The organism is Blastopirellula marina (genome assembly GCF_002967715.1).
Classification (GTDB): domain Bacteria; phylum Planctomycetota; class Planctomycetia; order Pirellulales; family Pirellulaceae; genus Bremerella; species Bremerella marina_B.
Genome location: NZ_PUIA01000069.1, coordinates 351,084 through 377,459, shown reverse-complemented (window position 1 = coordinate 377,459; position 26,376 = coordinate 351,084). Strand labels below are relative to the sequence as shown.

General features: G+C 55.1%; 26 protein-coding genes. 14 read left to right on the top strand and 12 right to left on the bottom strand.

The window, feature by feature from the left end; genetic code table 11:
- The first annotated feature begins 3 nt into the window (after positions 1–3).
- Positions 4–1,101, top strand: a complete 1,098-nt coding sequence (locus C5Y96_RS22015) for a PDZ domain-containing protein (RefSeq protein WP_158261362.1) — start codon at positions 4–6, stop codon at positions 1,099–1,101.
- Between the two features lie 84 nt (positions 1,102–1,185).
- Here the strand turns inward: C5Y96_RS22015 and C5Y96_RS22010 are convergent, their stop codons facing one another.
- On the bottom strand, positions 1,186–2,082 hold the full coding sequence (locus C5Y96_RS22010; protein WP_105358123.1) for a LysR family transcriptional regulator: 897 nt from the start codon (positions 2,080–2,082) through the stop codon (positions 1,186–1,188).
- 110 nt (positions 2,083–2,192) lie between these two features.
- A complete protein-coding gene (locus C5Y96_RS22005; protein ID WP_105357897.1) occupies positions 2,193–2,588 on the bottom strand; it encodes a methionine-R-sulfoxide reductase in 396 nt (131 codons plus the stop codon).
- A gap of 199 nt (positions 2,589–2,787) precedes the next feature.
- Between C5Y96_RS22005 and C5Y96_RS22000 the strand changes: the two genes are divergently transcribed.
- The 3 genes from C5Y96_RS22000 to C5Y96_RS21990 all read left to right on the top strand — a co-directional run bounded on the left by C5Y96_RS22000 (position 2,788) and on the right by C5Y96_RS21990 (position 7,228).
- A complete protein-coding gene (locus tag C5Y96_RS22000) occupies positions 2,788–4,239 on the top strand; it encodes a di-heme oxidoredictase family protein (protein WP_146115765.1) in 1,452 nt (483 codons plus the stop codon).
- Between the two features lie 155 nt (positions 4,240–4,394).
- On the top strand, positions 4,395–5,924 hold the full coding sequence (locus C5Y96_RS21995; protein ID WP_114322202.1) for a di-heme oxidoredictase family protein: 1,530 nt from the start codon (positions 4,395–4,397) through the stop codon (positions 5,922–5,924).
- A gap of 44 nt (positions 5,925–5,968) precedes the next feature.
- A complete protein-coding gene (locus C5Y96_RS21990) occupies positions 5,969–7,228 on the top strand; it encodes a glycoside hydrolase family 71/99-like protein (RefSeq protein ID WP_105357892.1) in 1,260 nt (419 codons plus the stop codon).
- A gap of 5 nt (positions 7,229–7,233) precedes the next feature.
- Here C5Y96_RS21990 and C5Y96_RS21985 read toward each other — a convergent pair whose 3' ends face one another.
- Complete coding sequence (locus C5Y96_RS21985; RefSeq protein ID WP_105357889.1) at positions 7,234–8,067, bottom strand: alpha/beta hydrolase; 834 nt, start codon at positions 8,065–8,067, stop codon at positions 7,234–7,236.
- A 66-nt stretch (positions 8,068–8,133) separates the two neighbouring features.
- On the opposite strand from C5Y96_RS21985, the gene C5Y96_RS27490 reads away from it, so the two are divergent.
- The 5 genes from C5Y96_RS27490 (at position 8,134) to glsA (ending at position 11,496) form a co-directional block, all read left to right on the top strand.
- Positions 8,134–8,556: a flotillin-like FloA family protein gene (locus C5Y96_RS27490; RefSeq protein WP_114322201.1), complete on the top strand. Its 423-nt coding sequence runs from the start codon at positions 8,134–8,136 to the stop codon at positions 8,554–8,556.
- 95 nt (positions 8,557–8,651) lie between these two features.
- Positions 8,652–8,840, top strand: a complete 189-nt coding sequence (locus tag C5Y96_RS21975; RefSeq protein WP_105357884.1) for a hypothetical protein — start codon at positions 8,652–8,654, stop codon at positions 8,838–8,840.
- 265 nt (positions 8,841–9,105) lie between these two features.
- Positions 9,106–9,597: an FHA domain-containing protein gene (locus C5Y96_RS21970; protein WP_105357882.1), complete on the top strand. Its 492-nt coding sequence runs from the start codon at positions 9,106–9,108 to the stop codon at positions 9,595–9,597.
- A gap of 69 nt (positions 9,598–9,666) precedes the next feature.
- Positions 9,667–10,437 (top strand): MinD/ParA family protein, encoded by a 771-nt coding sequence (locus tag C5Y96_RS21965; RefSeq protein WP_105357880.1) that lies wholly within the window; start codon positions 9,667–9,669, stop codon positions 10,435–10,437.
- A gap of 18 nt (positions 10,438–10,455) precedes the next feature.
- The gene (gene glsA, locus C5Y96_RS21960) at positions 10,456–11,496 is read left to right on the top strand and encodes a glutaminase A (RefSeq protein WP_105357878.1); all 1,041 of its coding nucleotides are present in this window, start codon (positions 10,456–10,458) and stop codon (positions 11,494–11,496) included.
- A gap of 12 nt (positions 11,497–11,508) precedes the next feature.
- On the opposite strand, the gene C5Y96_RS21955 is transcribed toward glsA, so the two are convergent.
- The 8 genes from C5Y96_RS21955 to C5Y96_RS21920 form a co-directional block, all read right to left on the bottom strand.
- Positions 11,509–12,699: a M14-type cytosolic carboxypeptidase gene (locus C5Y96_RS21955; RefSeq protein WP_158261360.1), complete on the bottom strand. Its 1,191-nt coding sequence runs from the start codon at positions 12,697–12,699 to the stop codon at positions 11,509–11,511.
- A gap of 87 nt (positions 12,700–12,786) precedes the next feature.
- Positions 12,787–13,857: an alpha/beta hydrolase family protein gene (locus tag C5Y96_RS21950; protein WP_105357874.1), complete on the bottom strand. Its 1,071-nt coding sequence runs from the start codon at positions 13,855–13,857 to the stop codon at positions 12,787–12,789.
- 33 nt (positions 13,858–13,890) lie between these two features.
- Complete coding sequence (locus tag C5Y96_RS21945) at positions 13,891–15,246, bottom strand: arylsulfatase (RefSeq protein ID WP_105357872.1); 1,356 nt, start codon at positions 15,244–15,246, stop codon at positions 13,891–13,893.
- 145 nt (positions 15,247–15,391) lie between these two features.
- Positions 15,392–16,372, bottom strand: a complete 981-nt coding sequence (locus C5Y96_RS27630) for an MOSC domain-containing protein (protein ID WP_199188757.1) — start codon at positions 16,370–16,372, stop codon at positions 15,392–15,394.
- A gap of 142 nt (positions 16,373–16,514) precedes the next feature.
- On the bottom strand, positions 16,515–17,549 hold the full coding sequence (locus C5Y96_RS21935; RefSeq protein WP_315850666.1) for a hypothetical protein: 1,035 nt from the start codon (positions 17,547–17,549) through the stop codon (positions 16,515–16,517).
- Positions 17,550–17,831: 282 nt separating this feature from the next.
- Positions 17,832–18,467 carry a hypothetical protein gene (locus tag C5Y96_RS21930; protein WP_105357869.1) on the bottom strand — a complete coding sequence of 212 codons (636 nt, stop codon included), beginning with the start codon at positions 18,465–18,467 and terminating at the stop codon, positions 17,832–17,834.
- 164 nt (positions 18,468–18,631) lie between these two features.
- Positions 18,632–20,056 (bottom strand): SPFH domain-containing protein, encoded by a 1,425-nt coding sequence (locus C5Y96_RS21925; protein WP_105357868.1) that lies wholly within the window; start codon positions 20,054–20,056, stop codon positions 18,632–18,634.
- A 102-nt stretch (positions 20,057–20,158) separates the two neighbouring features.
- Positions 20,159–20,689, bottom strand: a complete 531-nt coding sequence (locus C5Y96_RS21920) for a hypothetical protein (protein WP_105357867.1) — start codon at positions 20,687–20,689, stop codon at positions 20,159–20,161.
- 379 nt (positions 20,690–21,068) lie between these two features.
- Here C5Y96_RS21920 and C5Y96_RS21915 point away from each other — a divergent pair, with 379 nt between their 5' ends.
- The 4 genes from C5Y96_RS21915 (at position 21,069) to C5Y96_RS21900 (ending at position 25,318) form a co-directional block, all read left to right on the top strand.
- Positions 21,069–21,770, top strand: a complete 702-nt coding sequence (locus C5Y96_RS21915; protein WP_105357866.1) for a HEAT repeat domain-containing protein — start codon at positions 21,069–21,071, stop codon at positions 21,768–21,770.
- Positions 21,771–22,143: 373 nt separating this feature from the next.
- Positions 22,144–23,709: a hypothetical protein gene (locus C5Y96_RS21910; protein ID WP_105357865.1), complete on the top strand. Its 1,566-nt coding sequence runs from the start codon at positions 22,144–22,146 to the stop codon at positions 23,707–23,709.
- A 147-nt stretch (positions 23,710–23,856) separates the two neighbouring features.
- Positions 23,857–24,792 carry a DNA integrity scanning protein DisA nucleotide-binding domain protein gene (locus C5Y96_RS21905; RefSeq protein WP_105357863.1) on the top strand — a complete coding sequence of 312 codons (936 nt, stop codon included), beginning with the start codon at positions 23,857–23,859 and terminating at the stop codon, positions 24,790–24,792.
- Between the two features lie 37 nt (positions 24,793–24,829).
- The gene (locus C5Y96_RS21900; RefSeq protein ID WP_105357860.1) at positions 24,830–25,318 is read left to right on the top strand and encodes a GNAT family N-acetyltransferase; all 489 of its coding nucleotides are present in this window, start codon (positions 24,830–24,832) and stop codon (positions 25,316–25,318) included.
- Positions 25,319–25,356: 38 nt separating this feature from the next.
- Here the strand turns inward: C5Y96_RS21900 and C5Y96_RS21895 are convergent, their stop codons facing one another.
- Positions 25,357–26,031 carry an NAD(P)H-hydrate epimerase gene (locus tag C5Y96_RS21895; RefSeq protein WP_105357858.1) on the bottom strand — a complete coding sequence of 225 codons (675 nt, stop codon included), beginning with the start codon at positions 26,029–26,031 and terminating at the stop codon, positions 25,357–25,359.
- Positions 26,032–26,111: 80 nt separating this feature from the next.
- On the opposite strand from C5Y96_RS21895, the gene C5Y96_RS21890 reads away from it, so the two are divergent.
- On the top strand, positions 26,112–26,348 hold the full coding sequence (locus tag C5Y96_RS21890; protein ID WP_105357856.1) for an FmdB family zinc ribbon protein: 237 nt from the start codon (positions 26,112–26,114) through the stop codon (positions 26,346–26,348).
- Positions 26,349–26,376: the final 28 nt, after the last annotated feature.

The window sequence follows — 26,376 nt, the reverse complement described above, 5'->3', positions numbered from 1 at the left end:
CTTATGCGGACACGATATTTGCTCGGACTGTCCATCGTTTTAGGAGGGATTCTGCTCCTCACTCCGAGAGCCGTGCTGGCTCAAGGGGCCTTGGATAAACTCGGAGACATTCTCAATCAGGTACAACAAAACCGTCCTGATCGCCCACGACCAGCACCAGAAACCACGACGGTGCAGCGTCCTTACCTGGGAGCTATGCTCGACTCGGTTGCCGAACCCGATTCCAACGGTTTGCGGGGAGTTGTTGTTACGGAAGTCAATCCAGGCGGACCAGCCGACCAGGCTGGTTTGAAAAAGGGGGATCGCATCCTGTCGTTCAACGATAAGGCACCCAATTCCATTGAGGAGGTCAGCCAGTGGCTCGAAACCACGAAGCCTGGTGATCGAGTCATCATCAAGGCGATACGCAACAACGATCACACCGTCGGCGTGACGCTGACTTTGGGAAGTCGAGAGGTCGAGGTCCCTGTGCGACCTAACCCGCCACGCCCACCGCGACCATACGATCCACTCGATGTCGAAGGAGAGATGCCGCGTCCCGCCGATCCGCTACCACCCCCGGTGGTCGATGACTCGCCGCGAGTGCTTGGCGTACGCGTGGTGCCGCTGACTGATCAGATCCGAGCCCAAACCGGTATCTCCGTTCGCCGGGGGGCTTACGTCGAAAGTGTCAGCCGCGGTAGTGTTGCCGATCAAGGCAATATCCCCGTAGGTGCCGTGATCGTGTCTTACGATGGTCGACGTGTCGACGATGCGGTTGGGCTGATCCAAATGGTTCGCAATTCGCCAACCGATCGGATGATTCCAGTCAACTATTACTACGGCAATCGAATGGAAGCGACGCAACTCTTCTATGGTGATCCTCGTACATTGCCTCCGCAGCCTGGTCCTGGGACTAACCCTGGCTATGGCGAAGACCGCCCTGCCCTGCGGATGCTGCAGAAGGCTATGGAAGCCATGGACGGTAATGGCGAACTGCCGGGGGGAATCGCCACGCAGGAACAAGTCGATTCATTGAGTCGCCGGGTACGAGATCTCGAGCAAGAGGTGCAACAGCTTCGCGACGAACTCCGCGCTTTGAAAAGCTCTCGCGATCTATAACAAGCGGGCAGGCTGATTCCGCATGTTCAAAAAGAAAGGGGTTCAAACGACCCCCTTTTTTTCTGATAAGGACGAGTTGGAACCCTAAGTGGGCTTCGATGGAAACTCGTGAGCAAATTGGCGAACGTGGTCTTTGAATCGATCCAGCAGTTTGCATTGGAATCGATACGGGTTCCAGATCATGGCGATCGTGCGTGTTGGCTTCGTGCCAGATAATGATCGGTAAACGCGACGCTTGCTCATGTCCAACTGTTTCGCCATTTCAGGAATCATCGAAACGCCATGCCGTAGTGAAACAAGCTCTTGCACCGTTGCCAACTGGCTGGTTCTTTCGACCGAGACAGGGTTGAACGATCGATGGCGGCAGAAGGTCACAATGTTATCAGACAAACAGTGAGCTTCATCCAGCAGGATGAATGGATACGGCTCGACGTCCGCCAACTTGATCTGCTTCTTTGCGCACAGCGGGTGATCGACCGGCAGCACCAGCAGCAGTTCTTCTTCGAACAGGGCTTCTACTTCCAAGTGCTTCGCCGAAATCGGCAGGGCGAGGATCGCCAGATCGATCTCCCCTTGTTGGCACCGTCGCAGAAGATTGTCGGTCGTGTCTTCCTGGACGGTCAACTGTGCTTTGGGAAACGATTCAGCAAATGGGCTCAGCATCTCCGGCAGAAAGAACGGAGCGATCGTCGGAATTGCCCCCAGGCGAATGCGTCCGCTTTCGCCGTCGTCGGAGATCTCGGCCTTGGTGTCGTCGACCAGCGCGACGATACGATGTGCCCTGGGTAATAACAGTTGCCCGGCATCGGTCAGCGTGACCTTGCGTGATTGTCGCTCGAACAGCGGTTGCCCGAGGGCTTCTTCCAGGCGGGCAATCGAACGGCTCAGTGCCGGCTGTGAGATCGCCAGGCACTCGGCTGCCCGCGTGAAGTTGCCCAGTTCGGCCACTTTAAGAAACTGCTGAAGCTGCTCGATTTCCATGGGCATGGCCTACGATGTCTGGTCGATGCAAATAATACATGGTGCGAGCATTTATTATGCAAGACATGCATTTTATTTGCCATGCCTAGAGCGGACATTTCCTGGTGGTGCTACTTCGGGCGAATTACTTCCGGCAAGGGTTCACCCTCGGGAATGAATCGCATGGAAATCGAGTTCACGCAGTGCCGCGTATCCTTGGAGGTAAACCCTTCTCCTTCGAAGACATGCCCAAGGTGCCCTCCGCAGTTGGCACACACGATTTCGGTTCGGCGGCCATCGGCATCAGGGACACGTTTTACGCCATCAGGAAGGTGCTCGTCAAAACTGGGCCAGCCGCAGCCGCTATGGAATTTGTCTTCCGAATGATAGATGGGCAAGTTGCACTGCCGGCAAATGAACGTGCCGTCTTCCTCGTGGTCGGTGTATTCGCCAGTGTGCGGGTATTCGGTCCCCTTGTGGTGAATCACGTGGCGTTCCGAATCGTTGAGTGGGTTGTACTGCGACATTTTACGGACCGATCGAAGGGACTAATTCTGTTGGACTGAGTGCTTTCTATTCTACGCAGCATGGCCAACTCGGCTACGAGGCCCTCTGGCACTGCAAAACTTCCCATACAATTTCGTTGCTCCTTTGTTAGTAATGGCTTAAACAGTAGATGGTTTGAAAGCCGTCGTTCGTGCCAGCCAACTGACCAAGGAGACTCTGGTGAGTCGAATTATTCCCCTGCTCTTCATCGCGATTCTTTTCATGTCGATCGAATCGCTTTTTGCCCAAAACGTTACTGCCGATGGACAGGTTGCTCGCGGAAGAGAGCTTTTCCTGCATCAGTGGACACCAGGCGATTCACTGAGCCCCAATGGTGACGGTCTGGGACCAATGTTTAATGGGAAGAGTTGCGTCGAATGCCATTCTCTGGGGGGCGTTGGTGGTAGTGGCGAAAGCAAAAGGAATGCCCAGTTTCTCTCCTTTTTGCCCGAGTCCGGCAAGTTCACGGAAGACGCGATCAAGAGTTTTCTCGGTCGCTTGAAGAAAATGCATCCCGACTTTGTCGACAACAAGGATCAGTTCTCGTTCGGAGTGCTGCTGCATCGACAAAGTACCACTCCAGAGTACGCCGAGGTCCACGGCGAGGTGACGACGCCACTTGTGTCGAATTTCGATTCGCGACTACGCATTCGGCGGATGCTCAGCAAACGGAACATTCGCCCGGTCGATGCCTTGCCGCTCAAATTGGTGACCTACCAGGATGAGCTTCAATACGCGCTGGCCGAACGCAATCCACCGCAGCTGTTTGGTTTGGATGCGATTGATCGCAATATCACAGATGAAGATCGGCAGAAAATCGTCGAGGCTCAAACGAAGAGCCGCACCGGGGTCTCTGGCCGAATGGCCGGCAAGTTTGGTTGGCGTGGTCAGATGCGAAGCCTGGATCTCTTTGTTAAAGGGGCCTGTGCGACGGAGATCGGCCTTCAGGTTCATGAGTTTGAACAAACAAAGGATCCCCTTCGCCAAGATTACTCCTTGAAAGGAAACGACTTAAGTGAACAGCAGGTGGGCGATCTGATTCGCTACGTCCGTTCGTTCGATATGCCGCGCCAGGTTCTCCCGGATAACCACCTCGAACTGGAAACAATTGCCGAAGGTAACAAGCTGTTTACGGCGATCGGCTGCGCAGAGTGTCATGTGGCGGACGTTGGTAGGGTGTCAGGCGTCTACTCGGACTTCCTGCTCCATAACATGGGTACCCAGTTTGAAGACCCTATCCCTGCCGAGCCGTTGACGAATGTCTCGGAAGGAGCACGGATGGATGTGATCACCAGTTACCACGGCATGACTCGTCGCCCTGTCTCGACCGAACTTGTCAAGACGATGGAGGTCGGTCCCGAACAGCACACCGAATACAAAACGCCGCCGCTGTGGGGAATTGCCGATTCGGCCCCCTACATGCACGACGGCCGGGCAACCACGCTGCGAGCCGCGATTGAATGGCACGGGGGAGAGGCTTACTCGTCGTTCCGGCGCTTCTCGTTGTTGAGCGAAGAGAAACAGTTCAGCTTGCTCAAGTTTCTCGAAACGCTCAAAGCCCCACAATCGGCCGAAGAAGCCCCTCGGGAATTGATCGAGGACGTGGCGTTTATTCCCACACCATCCTTTTGATTCCCATCGCAAGGCATTGATGTAATGCGGTGAAATTTTTGCATACGATTGTCTGTGCAAAATGATTGCAAGCAAAGTAGCAATCGCATACATAAGGGGGGAAGCAGTCCCTCTCTTCAGGTTGCCCCATTGCTTTGTTGGAAAAGGGAATTCAAATGGCTCGCGTTACGTCGCTTCTCGCGTTAGGTGCTCTTCTTACAATCAGTCCCTCTCTCTTCGCTCAGTTCGATCCCACGGACGAAACGGTGGCTCGCGGCCGCGAACTATTTGTTCACCAGTGGCAGCCGAACGATAAGCTAAGTCCCAACGGAGACGGACTGGGACCTTTGTACAACGCGACCAGCTGCGTGGCTTGTCATGCCCAGGGGGGCGTGGGAGGTAGTGGCCCGAAAGACCACAACGCCCAGATGCTGGCTATTGTCCCTGAACCTGGCGAACCCACCGTGCGGACTGCTAAAACGTTCCTCAGTCGCTTGAAGAATATGCATCCGGAATTCGTCGATGCCCAGGGACGCTATTTCACCGGTATTCTATTGCACCGCTATAGCACGACGCCTGAGTACGCCGAAGTGCATGACAAGGTAACCACGCCACTGGATGAAACCATTGAGTCACGCAGTCGGATTCGCAGAATGCTCAATCGTCGCGGCATTTCCGAAATCACGATGCTGCCACTAAAGCTGGTGATTCACGATCACGATATGCAATATGCTTTGGCCGAACGAAACCCTCCCCAACTGTTTGGGGCCCATCTGATCGATACGTTGATTGACGATGGCGAAATCGAAGCAATCGCGCGGCAGCAGCAGCAAAGTAACAACGGCGTCTCGGGCCGCTTCACAGGCCGTTTCGGCTGGCGAGGTCAGTTGGAAGATCTTGATCTCTTTGTCAAAGGTGCTTGTGCTGCGGAAGTCGGTCTGCAGGTTCAAGAGATGAATCAATCGAAAGACCCCTTGAAACCAGACTATCAGAACAAAGGCATCGATCTCACCAGAGAGCAAACTGATCAGTTGGTGGCTTTTGTCCGGTCGCTCCCCCGCCCAGAGCAAGTCATACCAGAGGATCCCAACGAACGCAGTTTCGTGAATCAAGGAGCCGTGCTGTTTGACGCGATTGGTTGTGCCGAGTGTCACGTGAAAGACGTCGGTCAGCTCAACGATGTATTCTCCGACTTCTTACTGCATGACATGGGATCGGAGTTCGAAGATCCGGTGCCTGCCCAACGCGTTAAGCAAACCGTTGTGACGGCTGGGGAAACCCAAATTTCATTCCCGATGCCCCAGTACTACGGTTCTGAGCCTAACACCATTGCGGATATCGCTTCCAGCACAAAGACACGTAAGTTTTATTCCATCGAAGAACAGAACCACTACAAAGAATTCCGCACGCCGCCGCTGTGGGGCGTTGCGGATTCAGCCCCCTTCATGCACGACGGTCGAGCTACAACACTTCGCGCTGCCATTGAATGGCACGGAGGGGAAGCGATGGTTTCCCGGGCGAACTTCGCTCAGCTTAGTGAGAAGGAGCAAGTGGCCATTCTGAAGTTCCTGGAGTCGCTCAAGGCACCTAAGTCAGCAGAGGAAGCCTCGAATCAAATCGCTGGCGAGGAATCTGCCGAGTCTGATGAGCCTAAGATTTCCAGCGTCTCAAGTGGTAAAATCGAAGCGGTGGCGGCGCGGAAGTAAGGCCTGCCACAAGACGCTTTGATTGAGACCGCTAAGGAGTCGTCATGCTTACCTGGGACCTGCCTTCCCTTTCCTGCTCGTTCCGTAAGTTGCTGATCGCGGTGTGCTTGATCGTGATCAGCTTTACGGCGAGTCTTGTTATGGCCCAGCAGCTACCGCCGGTCGATGCGACCACGCTCGACGGCAAGGTCATGTGCGGCTATCAGGCCTGGTTCCGCTGCCCAGATGACGGAACCAATTCGGCGTGGCAACACTGGAGCCGCCGCCCTACCATCACCCCTCAGTCGATGACCTTCCAGATGTGGCCTGACCTGTCGGAGTTCACTCCTTCGGAAATGTACGCTGTTCCTGGCATAAAGTATCCCAATGGCCGGCCTGCCTACCTGTACAGCAGCGTGCACCAGAAAACGATCCAACGGCACTTTCAGTGGATGCAGCAATACGGCATCGATGGAGTGTTCGTACAACGCTTTCTGGTCAACCTTCGTCAGCCCTCCTTCGATACTATTCTGGAACACGTTCGAACGTCGGCCAAAGATACCGGACGGACGTTTGCCGTCTGCTACGACTTGTCGGGGTATCCGACTGAACGTATCGTGGGCCGCCTGACCGACGATTGGAAGCAGCTTTGCGACGAACGGAAAGTCACACGTGACGAGCGCTACCTCGATCACGATGGGCTGCCGGTTGTTTTCATCTGGGGACTATATCCCGATCGCTTTTCAGCCGACATCGCGCATCAGTTGATCGACTTTTTTCATCAAGAGGGACCCTACCGGGCAACGGTCGTTGGCGGTGTCCCGCCTGATTGGCGAAGCGAGAGCAACGCGAGTTGGGCCTCCGCGTTTGGCAAGCTTGACGTGATCAGTCCCTGGAACGTAGGGAATATCGAAAGACGCGGGGGAAAGAAGATTGCCAATACCCATGTTTGGCAACAAGATTTCGCTGCCGCGCAGCAGGCAGGTGCCAAGTACCTGCCGGTCATCTATCCGGGGTTTGATTGGACGAATCTGAAAGGTCCCCGGGCTGAACGAGACACCATCGATCGACGCGGTGGCGCATTCTTCTGGGAGCAGTTCGTCGCGGCGAAAAAGCTAGGAAGCGGGATGGCCTATGTTGCGATGTTCGACGAAGTCGACGAGGCCACCGCGATCTTCAAAGTGACGAACGATCCTCCACCTGAAGCTAACTTCGCAACCTACGAAGGGCTACCGTCGGATTGGTACCTACGCCTGACCGGCGAAGGGACGAAGATGATCCGCGGGGAAACGCCCCTGGCTGATCGCATCCCCATCCAACCATAACTTGCCTATTGGTTATCGGACTGAACCCAACCGAGCGCGGAGAGAAACTTGTCCATCTCTTGGACTGTTTCGTTGTACCAGCGGTTATTGTCCTTGCCATGGTTGAAGAAGCCGTGCCCTTGTCCTTCGTACACACGAAGTTCGCTGTTGACGCCTGCTGCTTTCATCTCTTTCTGAAACCGCTCGGCAGTGGCAACTGGGATCAGGTTGTCCTTGGAACCAAGAAACACGATCGACGGCGGATCGTCGGCGCTGATGTTGTGGGCGGGCGAGAATTCCTTGTAGCGATCCTTCACACGCTGCGTGCCCCAGCCACCGGGGCCGTTGTCGTACACCGGATTGAACAGCACCATCGCGTTTGGTTTGGTCGATACCTCTTGTTTCGCCTGGTCGACTGTTCCCAGGTAAGCGGCCAGATGCCCACCAGCCGATCCGCCACCTGTTGCGATACGATCGGAGTCGATGCCTAGTTCTTTCGCGTGCGAGCGGACCCAACGCATCGCGTCCAAAGCATCTTCGGTGCAGATGACTGGCGGGTCGTCGTTCTTGCGATCGAGCAAGCGGTACTCGACCTGAACGCACACCATACCGTGCTCGGCCAAATGCTTACTGTGTTCGGTAAATTGTCCTGGGGCACCCCCCACCCAGCCGCCGCCGTGAAAGAAGACGATCGCCGGACGGCTATCGGTTTTCTTCCAGTTTTCAGGCTTGGTGACATAGAGCTTTAGTTCGCGGCCGTCGACAGTCTTGTAGACGGTAGCTTTCCCTTCAGGCTTAGCGGCGAAAGCGGATGTCGCGAATAACAGCAGGCAGGCCAACGCGGGGCGAATATTCAGCATGGTGACTCTCGTGGAGGAGAAAGAGTAGGTGTGTTCTGTGGGTATCGTAGTCGATCGCCATCCCAGATGCGAATTTTAAGCTTTGATTTTGTTTGCGACTTTTCTGCGTTATCATCATCGTTGTTTTCGCACACTTCTGACTGGGCCAGCACAATGGATGTACCAAGCTTTGTCTACGGAATTCTCACTGGCCTTCTCTTGGCGGTAATCCTGTACTGGGTTTCCACCGTGTTTAATATCTTTCGCCCGTGGCTTCAGGTGTTCTTGTCCGGCGGCAAGGCATCCCTCTTCGACATTATCGGTATGCGGCTTCGCGGTTCGGATGTGAAGCTGGTGACCGAGGCTTACATCATGCTCGTACAGCGAGGGCAGAAGGTTTCACTTCGTGAAGTCGAATCGCAGTATCTAGCCCGTAAGAATTCCATCATGGATAGCCGCGATTTGTTGCAGATCGTCGAGCAAAACCAGGACTCGTCGGCATCCCGCTAGAAGCCACTAAATGAAACCATGACTTGAGGGATGAATTCCGTTACATTACGGCAGGTCTCTGTCACCACTACACCCTGGCGTAAAAGGAAAGCACCATGAAGTTGAATGATTTCTACAACGAAGTTTCTCGAAACGTTGATACCGATAAAACTGAAATCACCGTGGCGGAAACCAAACGCGTCCTTAGCGAAGCCTTTCTATTACTGGCTAAGATGGACGCGGCCGAAGCGTTCGATACAGTGAGCAAAGGGATTACCACCGCCAAGAAGAAACTCTCGAAGTAAGCGGACGAACGAACCTGCTCAGGCCTTCGCCTCGCTCTTTCGGGGCGAAGGCCATCCCTCGCATTTATGAGCAGCTTTTCTTCTTTCACTGGACGGATGCCTTCATATTGGGCAGCGTAAGGCTAGACCAAGAATCGGTTGCTGTACCGTAAATCCTTTCTTTCTTGAATGTTGTGAAAAGAAAATAGCGCCACTGCATCGAGAGGTACGCAACTTGCATACAGGGAGTTTTCAACCTAGGTAATCCTTACGAACGAGGCGGTTCATGGGAAATGCAACCGACGGGGTGGTTATTCCCTTTACACTCAAGTTGCTCGATTCTTCACGAGGGCATGCGATTCAAACGTGGAACTTCACCGATTGCCGTCGCGTCACGATCGGACGAGCAGCCGAGAACGATATCAGCCTGGCCGATCCGCAGGTCTCTCGAGTTCATGTCGAGTTGCTGCTGCGGGATGGCAATTGGGCAATCGTTTCTTTGGGGCGTAATGGAACGGTCCTGGACGGGATGATGATTAACGACGAACTGCTAAGTGACCATTCGATCTTTCAGTTGGGGCCTAACGGGCCATCCTTTCAGTTTTCGACTTCCAGCGAATCGGTTTCGAGTCTGCAGACACTGAATGAAATCGATCCGATCGCACTCGATTTTTTGATGGTCGACGAAAGCAAGCTGGAAGAGGAAGTCAAAAACATTGCCGATACCGAAGTCTTTCGAGAATTACAGGAACGAGCTCGCAAGATGAAGGACCAGTAGTCGCCGGATTATCCTTTCGATTTGCTTCCGTGTTATCGCTTCAAGTCCTACTCTCCGGGAAAATTTAGCGTGTCGAAAATTGTTTCTATTCACTCCTTTCGCGGAGGGACGGGAAAGTCGAACGTAACTGCGAATCTTGCAGTCACGATTGCCCGAGCCGGCTATCGCGTGGGAATCGTGGATACGGACATCCAGTCCCCTGGTATCCACGTCGTCTTTCATCTGACCGAAGATCGTGTTACCCACTGTTTGAATGATTTTTTGTGGGGAGACTGTCAGATCGAGGATGCCGCTTACGATGTAACCGATGCGGCGATTGGCAATGTCGCTGCCGGCGACGAACGCCCACGGGTGTTCCTGGTGCCGGCGAGCATCAAGACAAGTGAGATCGGTCGTGTCCTGAAAGAAGGTTACGATGTCGGTCTGCTTAACGATGGTTTCAAACGATTGATTCAAAAGCTGAATCTCGATTTCCTGCTAATCGATACGCATCCCGGCGTGAATGAAGAAACGCTGTTATCGATTGTCATCTCCGACCGTCTCTTGCTGGTGCTGCGTCCCGATCAGCAAGACTTTCAGGGCAGCTCGGTCACGTTGGAGTTGGCCCGACGGCTCGATGTAAGCGAGGTCTCTTTGATCGTCAACAAGATTCCTCCGGGAATGGATAGAGCCCAACTCAAGAATAAGGTGGAAACGATCTACAGCGCTGAAGTGCTGGCCCTGCTGCCGCTTAATTTTGAGTTGGTACGCATGGCCAGTAGTGGTTTGTTCGTTAATCGTTATCCCGAGCATCCTTTCACCCGCGAGTTGAATCTAGTCGCCAACTCGCTGATCAAGTAGTGGCGTGGGGAAAACTGTATGAACTCCTCTCAAAACGGTACCGATGAGCCCCTGTCGCATTTGGATGCTTTGCTTACGCGGATGAAATCCGCTGCATCCCCGTTGCGGGAGGTCTTGCGAGAGATTCACGCAAAGTACGCGTCGCTTGATGACGGCGTGGTTGCCAGCTATATCCCGGAACTGGCCAAGGCCAACCCTGCCTGGTTTGGTATATCAGCCGTTTCCGTGCAAGGTCAGGCGATCGATGTAGGGGACAGTGATCAGCAGTTCACGATACAGTCTGCTTCGAAGCCGTTTATGTTTGGCCTGGCCCTGGAAGACCACGGCCGCGAGCACGTCCTTTCTAAGATCGGCGTGCAGCCCATTGGCGAGGCCTTCAATTCCATCACGCTCGATCAAGTCGCCAATCGCCCTTTCAACCCGATGATTAATGCCGGGGCGATTGCTGCGGCCGACCTGGTCGACGGCAAGGACTACCCCGAGCGAGTCACGCGGATGATCGAGATGTTCGGTCGATACTGCGGACGCACCGTTTACGTCGACAACTCGGTCTTCACATCAGAGCGAATGACCGGCCATCGAAATCGAGCGATTGGTCACTTGATGCTCAATTTCGACATGGTCAGCGATCGACTCGACGAAACCTTGGAGCTTTACTTTCAACAGTGCAGTTTGCTGGTTACCTGCCACGACCTGGCAGTGATGGGGGCGACCCTGGCTAACGGCGGCGTGAATCCGATTACCGGTGTGCGGGCGATCGACGCCGAATATGTGAAAGACCTGCTCAGCGTGATGCATACCTGCGGCATGTACGACTACGCCGGCGAGTGGGCTTACCGTATCGGCATTCCCGCAAAAAGTGGCGTCGGAGGTGGTATCGTCGCCGTGATTCCTGGGCAGGGTGGTATCGGGACGTTCTCGCCAAAGCTCGATGTCAAGGGAAATAGCGTGCGCGGTATCAAGGTCTTTGAAGAGCTCGCCCAAAAATTCGGGCTGCATGTATTCGAAGCCGATGACAAAAAGAAATCGCTAATCAGCCAGTTCTCGCCGCCGAAGTAACGCGGCGTGACGCTACGGCATCGTGCGGAAGTAACGCTCGATAGCCAGTCCCAGTTGATGACCGACGGTCATGTAGCCTTCCTGGTTGCTATGCGGTGTGTTCCAGGCTGTCTCGAGCGTTACTGCCACAACGCCCTTGGTCGTATTCTTGGTAACCCAGTTCTTACTGATCTGAGTCCAGTTCTTATCGTAGCTTGGACCTGATTCGCGCGTCTCACCTTTGAATGCCAAGGGGCCGGTGATTTCCAGACGTGAAGTTGCCAGGAAGTGCTGAAGATTGCGATTCCCTTCCTCGGAAAGGTAGTCGGACGTCGTGGTGTAGAAGTAAGGATTCTTGGCTCCCGCATCGGGATTATGCAGATCGACGAACAAGTCGAACTGCCCGGCTTTGTCTTGCTCGAGGATCTGTTGCTGGGCCACTTTCACGCTATTCCAGTGCGGTTTGTCACTCCAGTCGCGATTATGATCCTGCGGGATCTGGTTCTTCCCCCCTGCTCCGATTGCGACATTATCGATATCCATCACCGGGACAATAGTGATGAGCGATTTCTGACGTAGCGTCGTCGCGCGCGGATCGTCACTCAGCAGCCACTGGACAAAGCCACGGGAAACCCAACTCGAACCAGATTCCCATGCATGCTGCCGTGCTTGAATCCAGATCCCTTTTCGCTGCTCGTCAGGCACTCCTTCTTCTTTCACACGCAAAGCAGGGACCGTCCGGCCTGCACGCGTTTGGCACAGTTCGAAGGAGGTAACATGTGGGCTATTCTTAGCCGACTGGTCGACCAGACGCTGGGCATCTTCTACTGTGAATGGTGGTCCCCAGGCAAACCAGCAAGTCTCGCTTTCGGCCTTATGCTGGTAGGCAATGCGTTTTCCGTCTCGCTTGCCTGCGGACGATTGTTGCCAGGTCCGATTGTCGGAACTCACAGCGGCCTGATTGGGTGTGGCCCAAGGGGCACTGCCGACGTCGATCGTGATTGTTTCGCCAGGCTCGATGCCGGTAACCTGCATGTACCACCAGCATTCCCAGCCACGCTCGGGATTCGCTTCTGGCTCAATACGAATAATGCGATTCTTTTGATCGATCTCAATGACTTTTGCCGACCCGCTTGAGAAGTCGCTGTCGACGGCAAGATCACCCGCCAGAAGCACATGGGCCGGGCACATCGTTGTCAATAAAAGAATCGCAAGGCAACGCATCAGGCAGGCTCGCTTTTGGCAGGGGGAAATCGACCGAAGAGCGGTTATCGTAACACGCATTTCGCCTGGGTTGAAACGAAAAGCGGATTACTCCGCCGCACGTTTCGCCACGTATGCCGTCAGCCACTGGATCGCTTTCTCGCCTGCGTTCCATGGCAACGAGTGACCTTGCCCGTGATTCAAGAGCCCGATCCGTACGGGTTCGGGCCAGCAGGCCTTCCAGATTTCGTGCCCATGGTAAAGTGCTGGCCAGCTGCGCTCGCCATCAGCACAGCCGCGGCCCGTTTCTCCACCGAGCACGAGAAACGGTCGACCAGCGATCAGCGAGACTAGCTCTTCATGCTTCCGCTCGAAGCCTGCCTGCTTCACGTCACTTCCCAAGTACCACACGGCATCCCAGTTGCTGAAGCCGATCTCGATTCCCCCTTCACTGGCCACCGCCGCGCGGATTCGATCGTCCATCGCGATCAGGTAGAACGCTTCTTTCGCCCCAAGTGAATGCCCGTAGGCCCCGATTCTCTGGGGATCGACGTTGTCGAAGCGGAGCAGCACGTCGACCGCTCGCATCCCATCGGCCAGCATGACGGCCATTCCTTTGCTACTGGGATGGTTCTTCAGGGCCGCTTCGGTGGAGGCCTTGTACGAGTCCTTTTCCCATAGAAAGTTCTCGGGACAAATTACCACGAATCCCTGCTCGGCCAGCCGCAAGCCCATGTGACGTTCCGGCTCGGCGTCGAGGCCAACCAGCTTGTCAAACGTCCGTGGGTTCGTTCCATGAAACGCCACGATGGCTGGTAGCTTCTCGTCGGCATGGTCGTGAGGAATCAACACGTACGCTCGCACCATGCGGCCTGGTTCGGCCTGGTAGCGAATCAGTCGCCGCGTGCAATGTTCGAGACGCTCTTCCTTTAGCGTTTCCATCCTTAAGGGAAGATCAGGGAACGAGTAAGCTCCGAGAAACGCTTTCCACTGGTCGCGGATTTTGGTGTGCTGCTGCGGCCATGCTTGACGGACAAAGGCCTCTGGATGCCCGATCTGTTCGGTAGCAAGTAGTTCGGCAGGCGGCGTATTCACCTCGGCCAGCCACGGGACTTCATCTGCGACGAGCGATGAAAGGGAAAGCGCGCAGAAGAGTAGCGAAATCAGGTAGCGAATCATGGCGGGCTTTCTTAGGGCAGGAGCGGCGGCAGGTTACCGCTTCATTTTCCCTTTTTTCTTGCCAGAGTCCAGCGGCCAAAACTCGCTGGGAACATGCGACTGGGCCATGATCGTCTCCATTTGCTCCACGATCTTGGGGTGTTTGCCGGCGACATTGTGCTTCTCGGCAGGGTCACTGGTCAGGTCAAACAACTGCAGTGGTGACTCGGTCCCTTCGCGGTATCCTTTCCACTTACCCATCCGGACGGCCTGTTGCGAGCGAAAGGGGAACTCCCAGTACATGTGCGGGCGTGCCGCTTGCGATTCACCTTTGAGCGTCGGGAGCACCGAGATTCCGTCGAGATGGGAAGGTGCCTCGGTTCCAGCTAGATCGCACGCTGTCGGAAAGACATCGCGCATGTCCCACACGAAATCGCTCGTCTCACCAGCAGGCACGACGCCAGGCCAGCGAACCGTCATGGCTGCTCGAATGCCTCCTTCCTTTAAGCTGCGTTTGATGCCGCTCAGCGGAGCGTTGGACTCAAGATGATTCACAAACGGCGGATTGGGGCCATTGTCTGAGGTGTAGAACACGATGGTGTTGTCGTCGATGTCGAGTTCTTTCAGCAGGTCCAGGATCTTTCCGACGGTCATGTCGGCCCGGGTGATCATCGCGGCGTAATTCTTCACCTCTTGGGGCCAATTCTTATCTTGGTAGATCTGATATGCCGGATCATCCGCAGGGATTTCGTACTTGCCGTGCGGCAAGGTGTACGGCAGGTAAAGAAAGAACGGTTTGCCCTGGTTTTCGCGAATGAATCGTAGAGTGTCTTCCTCGAAGATGTAGTGCGAGTATCGCTTATTGGTCTCCATCCGCTGGCCGTCATTCCAGAGCCAGTCGGTGTAATACGAATGAGCGTGCATTTGATCGAGATAGCCCAGGAAGTGATCGAATCCCTGCTTGTCGGGCGAACCGGCAAAGCCTGGGTTGCCCAGGCCCCACTTGCCGATCCCGCCGGTCACGTAGCCTGCTTGCTTCATCACTTCGGCTACGGTGAGGTCTTCATCCTGTAGAAAGACCAGACCGTTTTCGTCGGTTTTATTGCGATTGGCACTTGCCTGGTTGTCGCGTCGTCGGCAATGCCCCGTGTGCAGACCGGTCATTAATACGCAGCGAGTCGGTGCGCATACGCACGATCCACTGTAGTGATCGGTGAATCGCATCCCTTCGGCGGCCATGCGATCGAAGACTGGCGTTTGCACATGCTTCGATCCCATCGCGCCGAAATCGTTGTACCCGGCGTCGTCGAGCATGATGTAAATGATGTTGGGCTGCTTGCGGTCGGCGGCGTCGGTAATTGAAGCGAAGCAGGTAAACAGGCAAAGGATCAGCAGTGTGCGGTGATTCATGGGGATCGAAGAAGAGGTGGAGGGTGGAGTGGTTCGGACTGGTTTGTACCTATTCTTTGTCTGTTTCTTGGCCGTCTTACGGGAAATTCTGGTAAACATGCCAAGAAACTGGTATTTCCACGGCATCTCGGGCCCGGTACCCCGCCTAAGTGGCTGTTAGTTTCCGGATTTCATCACCAACGCGCACGATACCCGACTTTACCACGCGGGCGTAAATGCCTCGCAAATGCAGCTCTTTGCCAACCGAGGAGTTCACAAACTTCAACGCGTCGCCTCCGAAACGGTCCGAGAACTTCCGGCAGCCGTTGTGTGGGATCTCGGTGACTTCCAGCACTACCTCGCCGATTGCCAGTTGCTGCCCTGCCGGTAAGTTCTCTTCGGACAGGTCGAAGTCGACATACAGATTATCGCCAGCCAACGCCCATCGTCCCGAGTCCCCGGCAATCAGGTCGATCGCTCGCGAATTGGTGATCGCGATTTGTACGTCCGGATGCGGCGATCCATCCGGCAGCGATTTCCAACAGCCCAATGCCCAGTTGTCGCCGTGTACTCCTCCTTCAAGACTCAGTTCGCAGTAGGCTAATTGGCTTCGCTCGTCGGTCTTGGGGCGAATGACGATCGCTTTCAGTACCCCTTCGTCGCGCGGTGATTGTTGGATATGAGGTAGGCCGCTGTGTAATTGCTCTAACGTAAGATGCTCAGGCATCGTCTCGCCTTTGAAGTTGGGAAGGGGCTGAATGTCGGGAGACACGAACCGCCGTTTCGCGTCCCACGTTAAGATCCGCTCGCGCGAATAATATTGTAAGAGAACCTTCTTTTCCAGGAGTTCAGGATGACGTTCCATGAAGGCGTCTGCCGTCGAGAAACAGCCGTCCTGAAGGAATGCCGCGTAGATCAATCTCATGAATGCCAGAGTCATCGTTTCGTGATAACCCCGTTCAAGCTCTTCCGGCGTATTGGTTACCGCGTTGTAGGCTTGAATCCGCGATCGAATCTCGCGGACCGCATCTGCCCACGGATTGCGGGAAGCGATCAACACGGCCACCCTAACGTGCGCTCGATGCGTCCACTCTTCAGGTGGAAGCGAGCAAGATAGAAATGCACTCAGAAACTGCTGGTCGGTCATGCACGATTCTCAAGGGAAACGCCGGAGAAACAACCCCGATGACAACGGCCCCAGGGGGAAGGTTCGCGGCCAGACCAAGCGTAAAAAAAGCCGCTTGATGACTCAAGCGGCTTTTAGCGGCGGAATCGGAGTGATTCAAGCTTTAGTAGCGGAAGATCATGTCGACCGTCAGTCGGCTTTGGGTAATGTCTTCGAAGCCCGTCAGTGGGAACTCGTAGGCAACGCCCGTTTCAAGATGGCCGTTTGGCTTGTATCGCATACCGACGTTCTGCGTGACCAGGTTATTGCCGGCGACGTCGTTAACACGCAAGTTGAACAGGTCGTGCCCTGCCACACCTAGTGCGGCACCTTGCGAAGCATCGTCGGTCCAATGCCACCAGGCGAGTTCGGTGAACAGGTAAACACGGTCGGTCAATCGAACGTCGAAGTGGTTCGACCAGTGAATTGCCGAAGTCTGCAGGCTCGAGTCTACCGGCAAACGGTAGCCAACGCTCGACAGGATGTGGGCATCACCATTCCACAGACGCTGACCGCCAGTCAGAAACAGGTGGAATTCGCCGTCGCCCTGGGCTTGCAGAGCATCGCTGCTTCCCACGGGAAGCTCGTAGGTGAAGCCGGTCGAAACGATGGTGCCGGAGCAAGGATCACGCAGCAGGTTGTACTTCAGACCGGCCGAGACGTCAGCCCAACCGTCGTCTAGCAGGCCATCGAGCCCGCCTTCAGTGTTGTCGACGATAAAGCCGTCTTTGGTGGCAATCACGCTCAGGCGGTCGGTCAGCGCTACGCGGAATTGGGCGGCATACAACTGCACGGTTCCACCGGCGGGAATGTTGTTGCCGATGGTGCCGGGTACCCAGTGATTGACAAAGATCGGGCGAAGCTCGGTGACGGTACGAGGGTCTTCGAAGAACACGAAGTTGATCATCGGGCTGATGAAGTCGTCGAAGCAGTGATCGCTGGGGTGTAGCAGATCGAGCATGCCTGCACCACATCCACCACACGAGGAGCAACCGCCGCAAGACGAACACCCGCAGATGGAATCGTCCCCACAGCATGTCGTCGCACACGACAGGTCGCAAGGATCGTACAGCTCACCAGCGTTAGCCGAACTAGCAGCACCACTCAACGAGATGACCGTAAATAAAATGGCCGCCGTGATTCCCTCAGTAAATCGCATGACTGCCCGCCCTAATTTCCCTAAAGTATGGTTCGAAATGCCACCGCATGCTGCATTTGGCTCAATACAATACTTATCGGAAATCAGAGGTCAAAACGGGTTTTCTCGTACCGTTTCCGTTATAGATTACCTGTTTTGAACAACTGGTAACCCCGCCGTGCTTGATAAGACCGCACAGGCGTATCATTTGTGTAAGTTGTTTACCTAGAAGTGGTGAAAGCTGCAGTGGGCATGTTGGTGTTTTGGTGAGTGTAGGGGGATTAGTGGATTCCCTGTCTTAATCTAATTGGTAATCACACGCATGTTTGGCAAGCTGTAGTATTGAAGCGTCGTTTTTAGGCTGTAGGTGTTGTCTCCCACAATTACTTTTGCCGTGAGCGGTAAGTCGCTGGGAAAGTTGTGCTTTCCCTTAAGAGCGGCGTAGCTAATGTGGTACGAATCGAGTGTTGGCGGAGGTGGGTCCGAAATTGTTTTAGGCTGGATATTGGCGACTTTGGGAGTAAATATTTCAACGACCTTGGCACGCATCTTGTCGTCATGATTGCGAACGGCATCCTGTACGGTGCTCTTTACCACGTGAGCGAACTCCGCGCGATAGGCGTCCATTTTGCGTTTTGCTTTTTCTGGAATTCCAATGCCAGCGGAAACATAGAAGACCAAATCCTCAGCCGTATCAATGATGTACAGCTTGTGTGTATCGGTTCGAACAAATGTAATCCGCTTGTTCCTGCCAGGCGGAAAGACATAAAGCTTTCGGACCCGTGAGAAGGTGTTGGTTTGCTTGTTTACAGCGGCGAAAAGGTCAGCATCGCTTAGCTCTTCTGAGTTCGCGACCTGAGGAATTGCCATCAAAACCACAAGCATAAGAAGCGAAATGATGGGAAGAACGTTCGTTTGAATCAGAGCCTCTCGCAGCATGCAACGTATTTCCGATACAAGTTGGCACTAAGTCGAAATGGCCGTATCATGCTACACCTATAGAGGGGTTGTGGCAATGGTCTTCGGGGCCTAGTTGTGCGACTTATATCTACAAACGGCCTCAGGCCGACGACAGTACATCATCTTGCAGCAAAAACGCCGGTCTAGTAATTATCCGTCCCCAAAATCTTCTCCTCCACCTTATCCGCCTGCCAGGCGATTGCGGTGATGGTTTTGGTGACTTCCAGTTGGTCGACGGCGTCGGCCAGTTGGTTAGCGCGGACGGTGATGACTTCGCCTGCTTCTCCCTTTTCGACGGCGAACGCTCCGTGGATCATCTTCGTGTTGTAGCGTAGCAAGGCCATTGCGTTGCGTTCGTTGGCCGGGCCGCACAGGCTGTGGTAGACGACCAGTTCGTTGCCGTCGTCATCTTTCTGGCCGAACGTGACGTGCACATTTTGTTTGCGAAGCGAGCTGACAGGAACGTTGATGGTCCAGTCGCTTTCGCTGTTTTCGGTCAGAGGCCAGTTGCTGGTCTGGGCGACGGCTTTGATGATGTCCTTCGCACTGAATTTTGGTGTCGGTGCCGCTCCAGCGCTGCCGTGTAGGTCGTCGAAGCTCATCGCTCCCCCCATGGCCGCTGCGGCTGGTGCCGGGCCAGGGTTAGAACCCGTTGGTGCGCCCATGGGCTGTGTGCCGGGGCCGCCCATCGGTGGTGCACCTGGCTGTTGATAGCCTTGCATCGCAGCGTGCATCATGCCTGGCATCATCATGCCGAAACCGGCACCCATCCCCATTTGCATCGCACCAGGGCCAGCGCCACCCCCTTCTCCACTGTTCTCGGCCATCTTGCTCATGCTGTTGGCGGCCTGGTACATGGTGAATGCACGCAGATCGCCGATCGCGCCCATGCTGCTGCGAGCGTCGATCGCCTTTTGCACTTCTTCCGGAGGGGTGATCGCGTTGATGAAGAAGTCGACCAGTTCGAGCCCGTATTTGGCGAAGTCGTCGGCGACTTTAATTCGTGTACCGGCAGCGATCTCGTCAAACTTGCTCGGCAAGTCCAACATGCTGATCTGCGACGTACCAAGCAGATCGGTCAGACGCGAAACGATCAGGTCTTTCAGGTAGCCGCTGACTTCGTCGGTGGTGTACTTGCCCTGGGTGCCGACGATCGTGTTGAGCATCAGCGGGGCATCGACCACGCGGAACGAGAACTTCCCGAAGCTCCGCAGGCGAATCATGCCGAAGTCACGATCGCGGATCGTGATCGGTTGCCGGGTCCCCCATTTCTGGTCGAGGAAGGTCTGTTTGCCGAAGTAATAGACCGACGCCTGAAACGGAGACTTTTCCCACGGCATGGTGAGAATGCTGGTAATCAGCGGGATGTTCTGCGTCTGGAGCGTATAACGCCCAGGACCGAACGAATCCATCGCCTTGCCGTCCATGAAGAAGACGGCTTCCTGATTCTGCTGCACTATCAGTTGGGCACCATACTTGATGGCGGCCGAGCCCTCAGGCGGCATGCGATGCACGATGGAGCGATTCGAGTTATCGAAAAACTGAATGACTTCCAGTTGCAGGCTCATCAGGGTTCTCTCTTTCTAGGTCGTTAATTTGCGATGAGATGTTTGAGGGAAAGCACGCCCAAGAAGACTAGGGCGTGGCACCCGTTTTGTCGGTTTGCGAAGTTACTGCGGAGCATCGCCGCCGGCGGCGACCCCTTTGAGCATGTGCTCGCGGTGGTCGATTTTGCCCAGTAGGCCGTCGATCTTGGCGGTGATCTCTGGTACCACCTGAGCTGGCGTCAACTGCGAGGTGCCCAGGTTCTGGATATCGTTGGCCAGCGTGTCAACTTGTTGGACAAGGGCCAGATCGTGTTCGTATAGGTCGGTCAGCAGTTCTTCGTCAACTTGAACGAAGTCGAAGAATCCGCTGTAGCCTGGCATCTGAGACTTCAAGCGATTGATAGCCAGATCTAGCCGACTGCGAAGGCGTTCGAGCATCGGCAGTTGGTCGATGGCACCAAGACCAACCAGCGTGTTGCCGTATTCGTCGAGCCCTTTCTTCGACTTCTGTAGTTTGTCGGCCAGAAAGTTCCGGGTCATGCTGTCGCTCTCGCGGCGATATTCACGAGCCAGGTAGCCGGAAAAACCAGGGATGTACTGGAGTATCGACTCGACGAGCCCTCGATTCTTGGCATGTTGTTGAGGATCGATCACCGGAGGCCTCCCAATGGGGGTAAAGAACAAGAGACAACCAAACCTGGGTCTCTGTTTATTGTGCGATGAGTTGTCATGATTGGTTGCAAAGTCCACACAAGTTGGATTGAAATCTCCGCCTGTGTTTCGCTGGCAAACGCGGAATCTTGGAATCCATCGGCTGACAACGATGCATACGGTGGCCCGCAAGATCACGCTAAGCCGTTACCATATCAGGTTTTTGGTGTTCTGGGAAACAATCTCTGGAACTTTTTAAGGGGTAGATCGTAGACATAAAAAATGAGTGGGAATTCGCCTGGAACGGGGTCGATCATTTTGGTAGCGTCTGCCCGCTTACGTCGCAAAAAGTCTTTAATCCTAGGCCAGTTGGACAAAATTCATGGACCAGAAGTCCCCGCTTTGCGGAATCCTAATAGCCCTTCTTCTGGGGCTGACCGGATGTGCCTCGAACGGTGCGATCATCGACCCGATCATTTGGTGGGATAATGAAGATCCAGCCGACATCGCCAAGTATGGCCCAACCCCGGTTCAGCGAATTGAAGCGTTGGACAGTTTAGCTGCGAGTGCCCGTAGCTTGTCGCCAGAGCGCCGAGCGGAAGAAGCCGCCAAGATCGCCAAGGCGCTTCCGGAAGAAGAGAACGAAGTGATTCGCGTTCATATGCTGCGTAGCTTAGCCAAATTGAATACGCCAGAGTCCTTTGCGGCGATCAAGTCGTCGATCTTCGATACGGACGAATTCGTTCGCCGCGAGGCGGTGGTGGCGCTGGGTGAATCGAAGAACCCGGAAGCGGTCGAAACACTGGCAGACGTGCTGATTCGCGACCGGGACTACGATGTCCGGATCGCCGCGGCTACTGCGCTGGGGCAATTTAAGACACCCAATGCGAAGGAGGCCCTCGTCCCGGCGCTGGATGCACGCGATCCAGCGATGCGTTTTGCCGCAATCGAATCACTCCGCAAAACCAGCAATGTCGACTACCAAGGCGATACGGCCAAGTGGCGAGAATTTGCGATGGGTGGTAATCCCGAGCCTCCACCATTTTCAATTGCCGATCAGATTGTGCCCAGCTTTTTCCGGTAGTTGTCCGGCGCGATACGAATAACCGATAAGCACGAACTTTAGAAAAAGTGACGCGGTTACGGATTCCCATCTTGCGCCAATTGACCAGTGTTGATGGGGGCGCAAAAACGGGGAATGGCATGGGTTTCATTTCAGTTGAGCCACCGCGGATGCCGTTTGCTATTAGCGTAACGTGCCGTATAACTGAAGCCAGAAACGAAGATGCATGAGCCTCGCAACGACAACGCGGTGTTTTATCTTGCTCGGCCGCTTGTGCGAGAATCCACAACACCTCCTGCATTTTGCCCCACGTTTCGGTTTGAACTGTTCGATGACTCTCTCGCAGCCTAAAATCCCATCCACCAGGCTGCCTAAGAACTAAAGACGAAGACGCATGCTAAGACGGAATGTAAACCTCCTCGGCGCCATCGCGTTCTGGGGTACGACAACGCTCTCGATCACCACGACGTTCGCTCAAGAGGTGGTCGTGGCTCCGATATTGAATCATGCGGATGGCTCTGCGACGGAGCTTTCGATCGATAAACCGATGATCCGTATTGCGGCTGTCCCGCAAGAGAAAAACGATCCCTTCAAGCCGGCACCTCCCACAGAAGAACCAAAAGAAGCGGCGGTTCCAACTGCTGGAAAAGAAGAGAAGACTGGCGAGTCTGCTGATAGTGGTGCTTCTGCAAAGGATGCACCAGTAGCGAAGAGTGAGCAGAAAGGGCAGACTGCTGAATCAAAGTCGGACCCATCCAAGACGATGGATATACCTGCCGATTCGCTTGAGCCGGAAAAGAAGGAAGCAGAGCCCGCGAAGTTGGAGGAAGCTGCGGCGCAGCAGCCCGCTCCGTTGATGCAGGACAAAGATGCTCGTCCGATTAAGGACGAAGAGGAAGCTGGCAAGAAGAAAACCGAGGCTCCGGAATCGATTACCGATGAAGAACCTGAAATCGAGAAGCCTCTTTCGCCGGAAGTTCGAGCCCTGCAACCACGCATTGCTCGGGTGCTCAACTACTATTATCGCACCCAACTTTCCGACGCGACGAAGCATGATGTGTGGGAGACGATGCACGGCTTTCTGCCATGGGGTGTCGATGCATTGATTCGCACGCCCCAGTATCGCCAGCCAGTGAGCACCATTGGGTGGATTTGCTGGAACAAGCCCTGCCGCGGACATCGTCTGTTTGAAATCAACAACGGCAAGCTCGAGGCCAGACAAGGGCCGCGTGTCCAAGGGCATCACGGCCAGTTCCTGGCCATGCTCGCCCAGAGCTATGTTCCAGCTTCGTACGAGATTCAAGTCGACGGCCAGTCGTTCACCGTGGCCGACCTGATCGAATTCGAGAAGGAAACCTGCCAGCCGAAGTCGGAACTGACTTTCAAGCTGATTTCCCTTTCATACTATCTGCCAGCAGATGCGACCTGGACCGCGCGGGATGGCCAAGAGTGGAACATGGAACGGCTGCTCAAGGAAGAAATCACCCAGAAGGTTGTAGGGGCGGCGTGTGGTGGTACGCACCGTTTGACCGGCATTGCGTTTGCCGTTGCCAGCCGTAAGAAGGCCGGTTTGCCCATGGATGGTGCCTGGGCCAAGGCCGAAGAGTATCTCAGCGCCTACCACCAGCATTCGTTTCAGATTCAAAACCGGGACGGCAGCTTCAGCACCAATTGGTTCGAGGGACGCGGCATGGACCGCGACATCGACCGTCGGCTGCAGACCTCTGGCCATATCCTGGAGTTCCTGATCTTCTCCCTGCCGAAGGAAGAGCTGACCTCTCCTGAAATCGTGCGGGCTGTGAACTACATTACCACGATCATGGAGCAGAATCCGAAGCACGATTGGAGCATCGGTCCCAAGGGACATGCGCTTCATGCGTTGGTGCTGTACGACCAGTTGGTGTTCGGCACCAAGCCTGGCAGCCGCACCGAAGAGATTCTGCAAACGTCGCACGACTAATCGCAGGGGGTTTCTCCAAGAAAATTGGCTGACCCAGGTCCTGAAATGGCTGGGCAGCGCTTGTCAGTGGAGGGGATCTGTCCTACGATTGTCGGCACATGCGCGTTGATAGCCGGCTTCACTTCTGGGAATGAAACTCCGCCGAGGATGAAATATCAAAAGCTCTCGAGTCAGTTCACTGAGTTCCTGAAGCTCGCGATTCGAATGCTCGAAATCGCCGAGGCGGATGCGGTACTTATTTTTGTGGATGGTCAGCCTGAGTGGGAAAAGCTCAAGGCCGTGGCTGATAACCACAAGGTCATCGTCGCCGCTGATCGCGAAGAGTTCTTAGAGGGCATCGAAGATACTGGCCTGCACGGCGTAGTCGTCGAACTGGAAGAGAGCCCGATCCTCGAAAAGCTGATGCATGCCCTGGTCGAAGCAGTCGCCAACGACCAGCTCTCGACCGGTGCCAAGGTCGTTGCCTTGTACAGTGGCTTCGACGAAGAACGCATCGATACCATCAGCTTCATTCGCCTGGACGAACGCCTGGGCCGCCTGACCTCGCGAGACCTGCGGAAGCTCGAAACGAGTGTCCCGCTGGAAACCCTTAAAATCGTGGTCGACCTGGCAGTCGAGATCGGTCGCGAAGGCCGCGAAGGGAAACCGGTTGGGACCTGCTTCGTTGTCGGAGATCATCGCAAGGTTCTTTCCAACAGCGCCCCCAGTGGTTTCGATCCACTGAAAGGGTATGCCAAGAAGGATCGCCACATTGGCGATCGTAGCGTTCGCGAAAACCTCAAGGAAATCGCGCAGCTCGACGGAGCGTTTGTCGTCAACGCCGATGGGACCGTCGAGGCCGCTGGCCGCATGCTGGACGTGACTTCGGCCAGCGTTACGCTGAGCAAAGGGTTGGGGGCGCGCCACTGGGCCGCCGCTGCGATCAGCAAAAAGACCAAGGCCATCTCCATTGCCGTCAGCGAGTCGAACGGAACGGTTCGCTTGTTCCAGGGAGGAGAAGTCGTCCTTCGCATCGAGCCATCGCGACGGGCGATGAAGTGGAAGGACCTCGACTTCGACAATATTCAAAGCGCGAACGACTAGTCTTCGCCAGGTTGATTTTTCTAGGCGAGGTTCGAGCATGCCTGTTTTCTCTGGCAAGATCATTCGCATTGACTTGAACGATCCGCAGCACGCCTCGGCACTGGTTCAGCTGTTAGATCAGTATGCCCGCGATCCGATGGGGGGTGCCGCTCCTCTCTCGCCGGACGTTTACGAGAATCTGATCGAGCGTCTGCGTAAGGTCGATCAGTTTCGTGGGCTGTTGGCTAGTGCGGATGGAAAGTTTGTCGGGCTGGCCAATTGTTTCCTCGGTTTCTCGACCTTCAAAGCCCAGCCGCTGATCAACATTCACGATCTGGCCGTCGCTCCTGAAGCACGCGGCCAGGGAGTCGGCGGTGCGTTGCTTCAAGCGGTCGATCAGTTGGCCAAGGAAGAAGCATGTGCTTATGTCACGCTCGAAGTCCGGGCCGACAACCGGGCACGCCAGTTATATCTGCGGCACGGATTCGTCGCCGGAGACCCAGGCACCGACGCGATGAGCTTCTTCAAAAAGTCGATCGATCTTTGATCCCGTCCCCTGGTCACCATCTGCCCGGGGATGAATTCCTAGCGGAAGATCTCGCCCAGCAGTGCCTGAGGCGTCCCGATATCGACAACGTGTACCTCTCCCACGTACGGCTTTGCTGAAGGTTTCGCGTAGCCAGGCTTCGAGGTAACAAACGTGGCCGTGAAGTTGGCTTCGATCGTTGGGGTGTTGGGCTGCCCGGTATCGCAGTCGAGTCCGCTGGGAATATCGATTGCCATGACCTGGGCTGAAGCCGCATTAATCTGGCGAATGGCTGAAGCCATCGGTTCACGCGGCGGCGAAGTGACACCGGTCCCCAGCATCGCGTCGACGACCCAATCTGCCTCGTGCAGTCGCGAGGCAAACCATTCGCAAAGAGGCTCATCGGCAAAGTCGAGAATCTCAATGCCGGCGGCTTCGATAATCCTAAAATTGATCAGTGCGTCACCGTGGATGCGCTCGCGAGGACAGAATAGGGCGATTTTCACCGGGACACCCAAGAGGTCTAAGTGCCTGGCAATAACATAGCCATCGCCTCCGTTGTTGCCAGGCCCGCAGCAGATCAGGACGCTGGCCGGACTGTGCGAGAGCAACAGTTCGGCACAACCTCGGCCAGCGTTTTCCATAAGGATGACCCCGGGGATGTGGTACTTCTCGGCGGCGATTGTATCGACGGCGCGGGACTGCTGTCGGGTGAGCAAAGGTCGATCAGACATGGATGGAGTTTCCTGGGTTATCATTTACAATACGGTCAGCTCTAATTTGACTCTAACCGATTTTGATCTCAGGTGAACCGATGCCGCTGTTTGAATACACATGCGAGGCGTGCCAAAGCCAGTTTGAATTGTTGGTGCGGGGGAGCGAAAAGCCAAAGTGCCCCGAGTGTGGCAGTGCCAAGCTGGAAAAGGCCTGGAGTGTCCCAGCGGCCCATACCGGTGGTAAATCGAATCAACTGCCGGTCTGCGGTCCGATGCCCAGCGGCGGCGGATGTGGTTTGCCTCAATGTGGTACCGGTGGCTGTCATTTAGGCTAACACGATTGAGCCACTCTCCTTCCCTCGT

Bases quoted from the DNA above. Each gene is read 5' to 3' on its own strand.
- C5Y96_RS22015 (WP_158261362.1), top strand. From the start codon at position 4: ATGCGGACACGATATTTGCTCGGACTGTCCATCGTTTTAGGAGGGATT.
- C5Y96_RS22010 (WP_105358123.1), bottom strand. From the start codon at position 2,082: ATGGAAATCGAGCAGCTTCAGCAGTTTCTTAAAGTGGCCGAACTGGGC.
- C5Y96_RS22005 (WP_105357897.1), bottom strand. From the start codon at position 2,588: ATGTCGCAGTACAACCCACTCAACGATTCGGAACGCCACGTGATTCAC.
- C5Y96_RS21995 (WP_114322202.1), top strand. From the start codon at position 4,395: ATGGCTCGCGTTACGTCGCTTCTCGCGTTAGGTGCTCTTCTTACAATC.
- C5Y96_RS21990 (WP_105357892.1), top strand. From the start codon at position 5,969: ATGCTTACCTGGGACCTGCCTTCCCTTTCCTGCTCGTTCCGTAAGTTG.
- C5Y96_RS21985 (WP_105357889.1), bottom strand. From the start codon at position 8,067: ATGCTGAATATTCGCCCCGCGTTGGCCTGCCTGCTGTTATTCGCGACA.
- C5Y96_RS27490 (WP_114322201.1), top strand. From the start codon at position 8,134: ATGCGAATTTTAAGCTTTGATTTTGTTTGCGACTTTTCTGCGTTATCA.
- C5Y96_RS21975 (WP_105357884.1), top strand. From the start codon at position 8,652: ATGAAGTTGAATGATTTCTACAACGAAGTTTCTCGAAACGTTGATACC.
- C5Y96_RS21970 (WP_105357882.1), top strand. From the start codon at position 9,106: ATGGGAAATGCAACCGACGGGGTGGTTATTCCCTTTACACTCAAGTTG.
- glsA (WP_105357878.1), top strand. From the start codon at position 10,456: ATGAACTCCTCTCAAAACGGTACCGATGAGCCCCTGTCGCATTTGGAT.
- C5Y96_RS21955 (WP_158261360.1), bottom strand. From the start codon at position 12,699: ATGCGTTGCCTTGCGATTCTTTTATTGACAACGATGTGCCCGGCCCAT.
- C5Y96_RS21950 (WP_105357874.1), bottom strand. From the start codon at position 13,857: ATGATTCGCTACCTGATTTCGCTACTCTTCTGCGCGCTTTCCCTTTCA.
- C5Y96_RS21945 (WP_105357872.1), bottom strand. From the start codon at position 15,246: ATGAATCACCGCACACTGCTGATCCTTTGCCTGTTTACCTGCTTCGCT.
- C5Y96_RS27630 (WP_199188757.1), bottom strand. From the start codon at position 16,372: ATGACCGACCAGCAGTTTCTGAGTGCATTTCTATCTTGCTCGCTTCCA.
- C5Y96_RS21935 (WP_315850666.1), bottom strand. From the start codon at position 17,549: ATGCGATTTACTGAGGGAATCACGGCGGCCATTTTATTTACGGTCATC.
- C5Y96_RS21930 (WP_105357869.1), bottom strand. From the start codon at position 18,467: ATGCTGCGAGAGGCTCTGATTCAAACGAACGTTCTTCCCATCATTTCG.
- C5Y96_RS21925 (WP_105357868.1), bottom strand. From the start codon at position 20,056: ATGAGCCTGCAACTGGAAGTCATTCAGTTTTTCGATAACTCGAATCGC.
- C5Y96_RS21915 (WP_105357866.1), top strand. From the start codon at position 21,069: ATGGACCAGAAGTCCCCGCTTTGCGGAATCCTAATAGCCCTTCTTCTG.
- C5Y96_RS21910 (WP_105357865.1), top strand. From the start codon at position 22,144: ATGCTAAGACGGAATGTAAACCTCCTCGGCGCCATCGCGTTCTGGGGT.
- C5Y96_RS21905 (WP_105357863.1), top strand. From the start codon at position 23,857: ATGAAATATCAAAAGCTCTCGAGTCAGTTCACTGAGTTCCTGAAGCTC.
- C5Y96_RS21900 (WP_105357860.1), top strand. From the start codon at position 24,830: ATGCCTGTTTTCTCTGGCAAGATCATTCGCATTGACTTGAACGATCCG.
- C5Y96_RS21895 (WP_105357858.1), bottom strand. From the start codon at position 26,031: ATGTCTGATCGACCTTTGCTCACCCGACAGCAGTCCCGCGCCGTCGAT.
- C5Y96_RS21890 (WP_105357856.1), top strand. From the start codon at position 26,112: ATGCCGCTGTTTGAATACACATGCGAGGCGTGCCAAAGCCAGTTTGAA.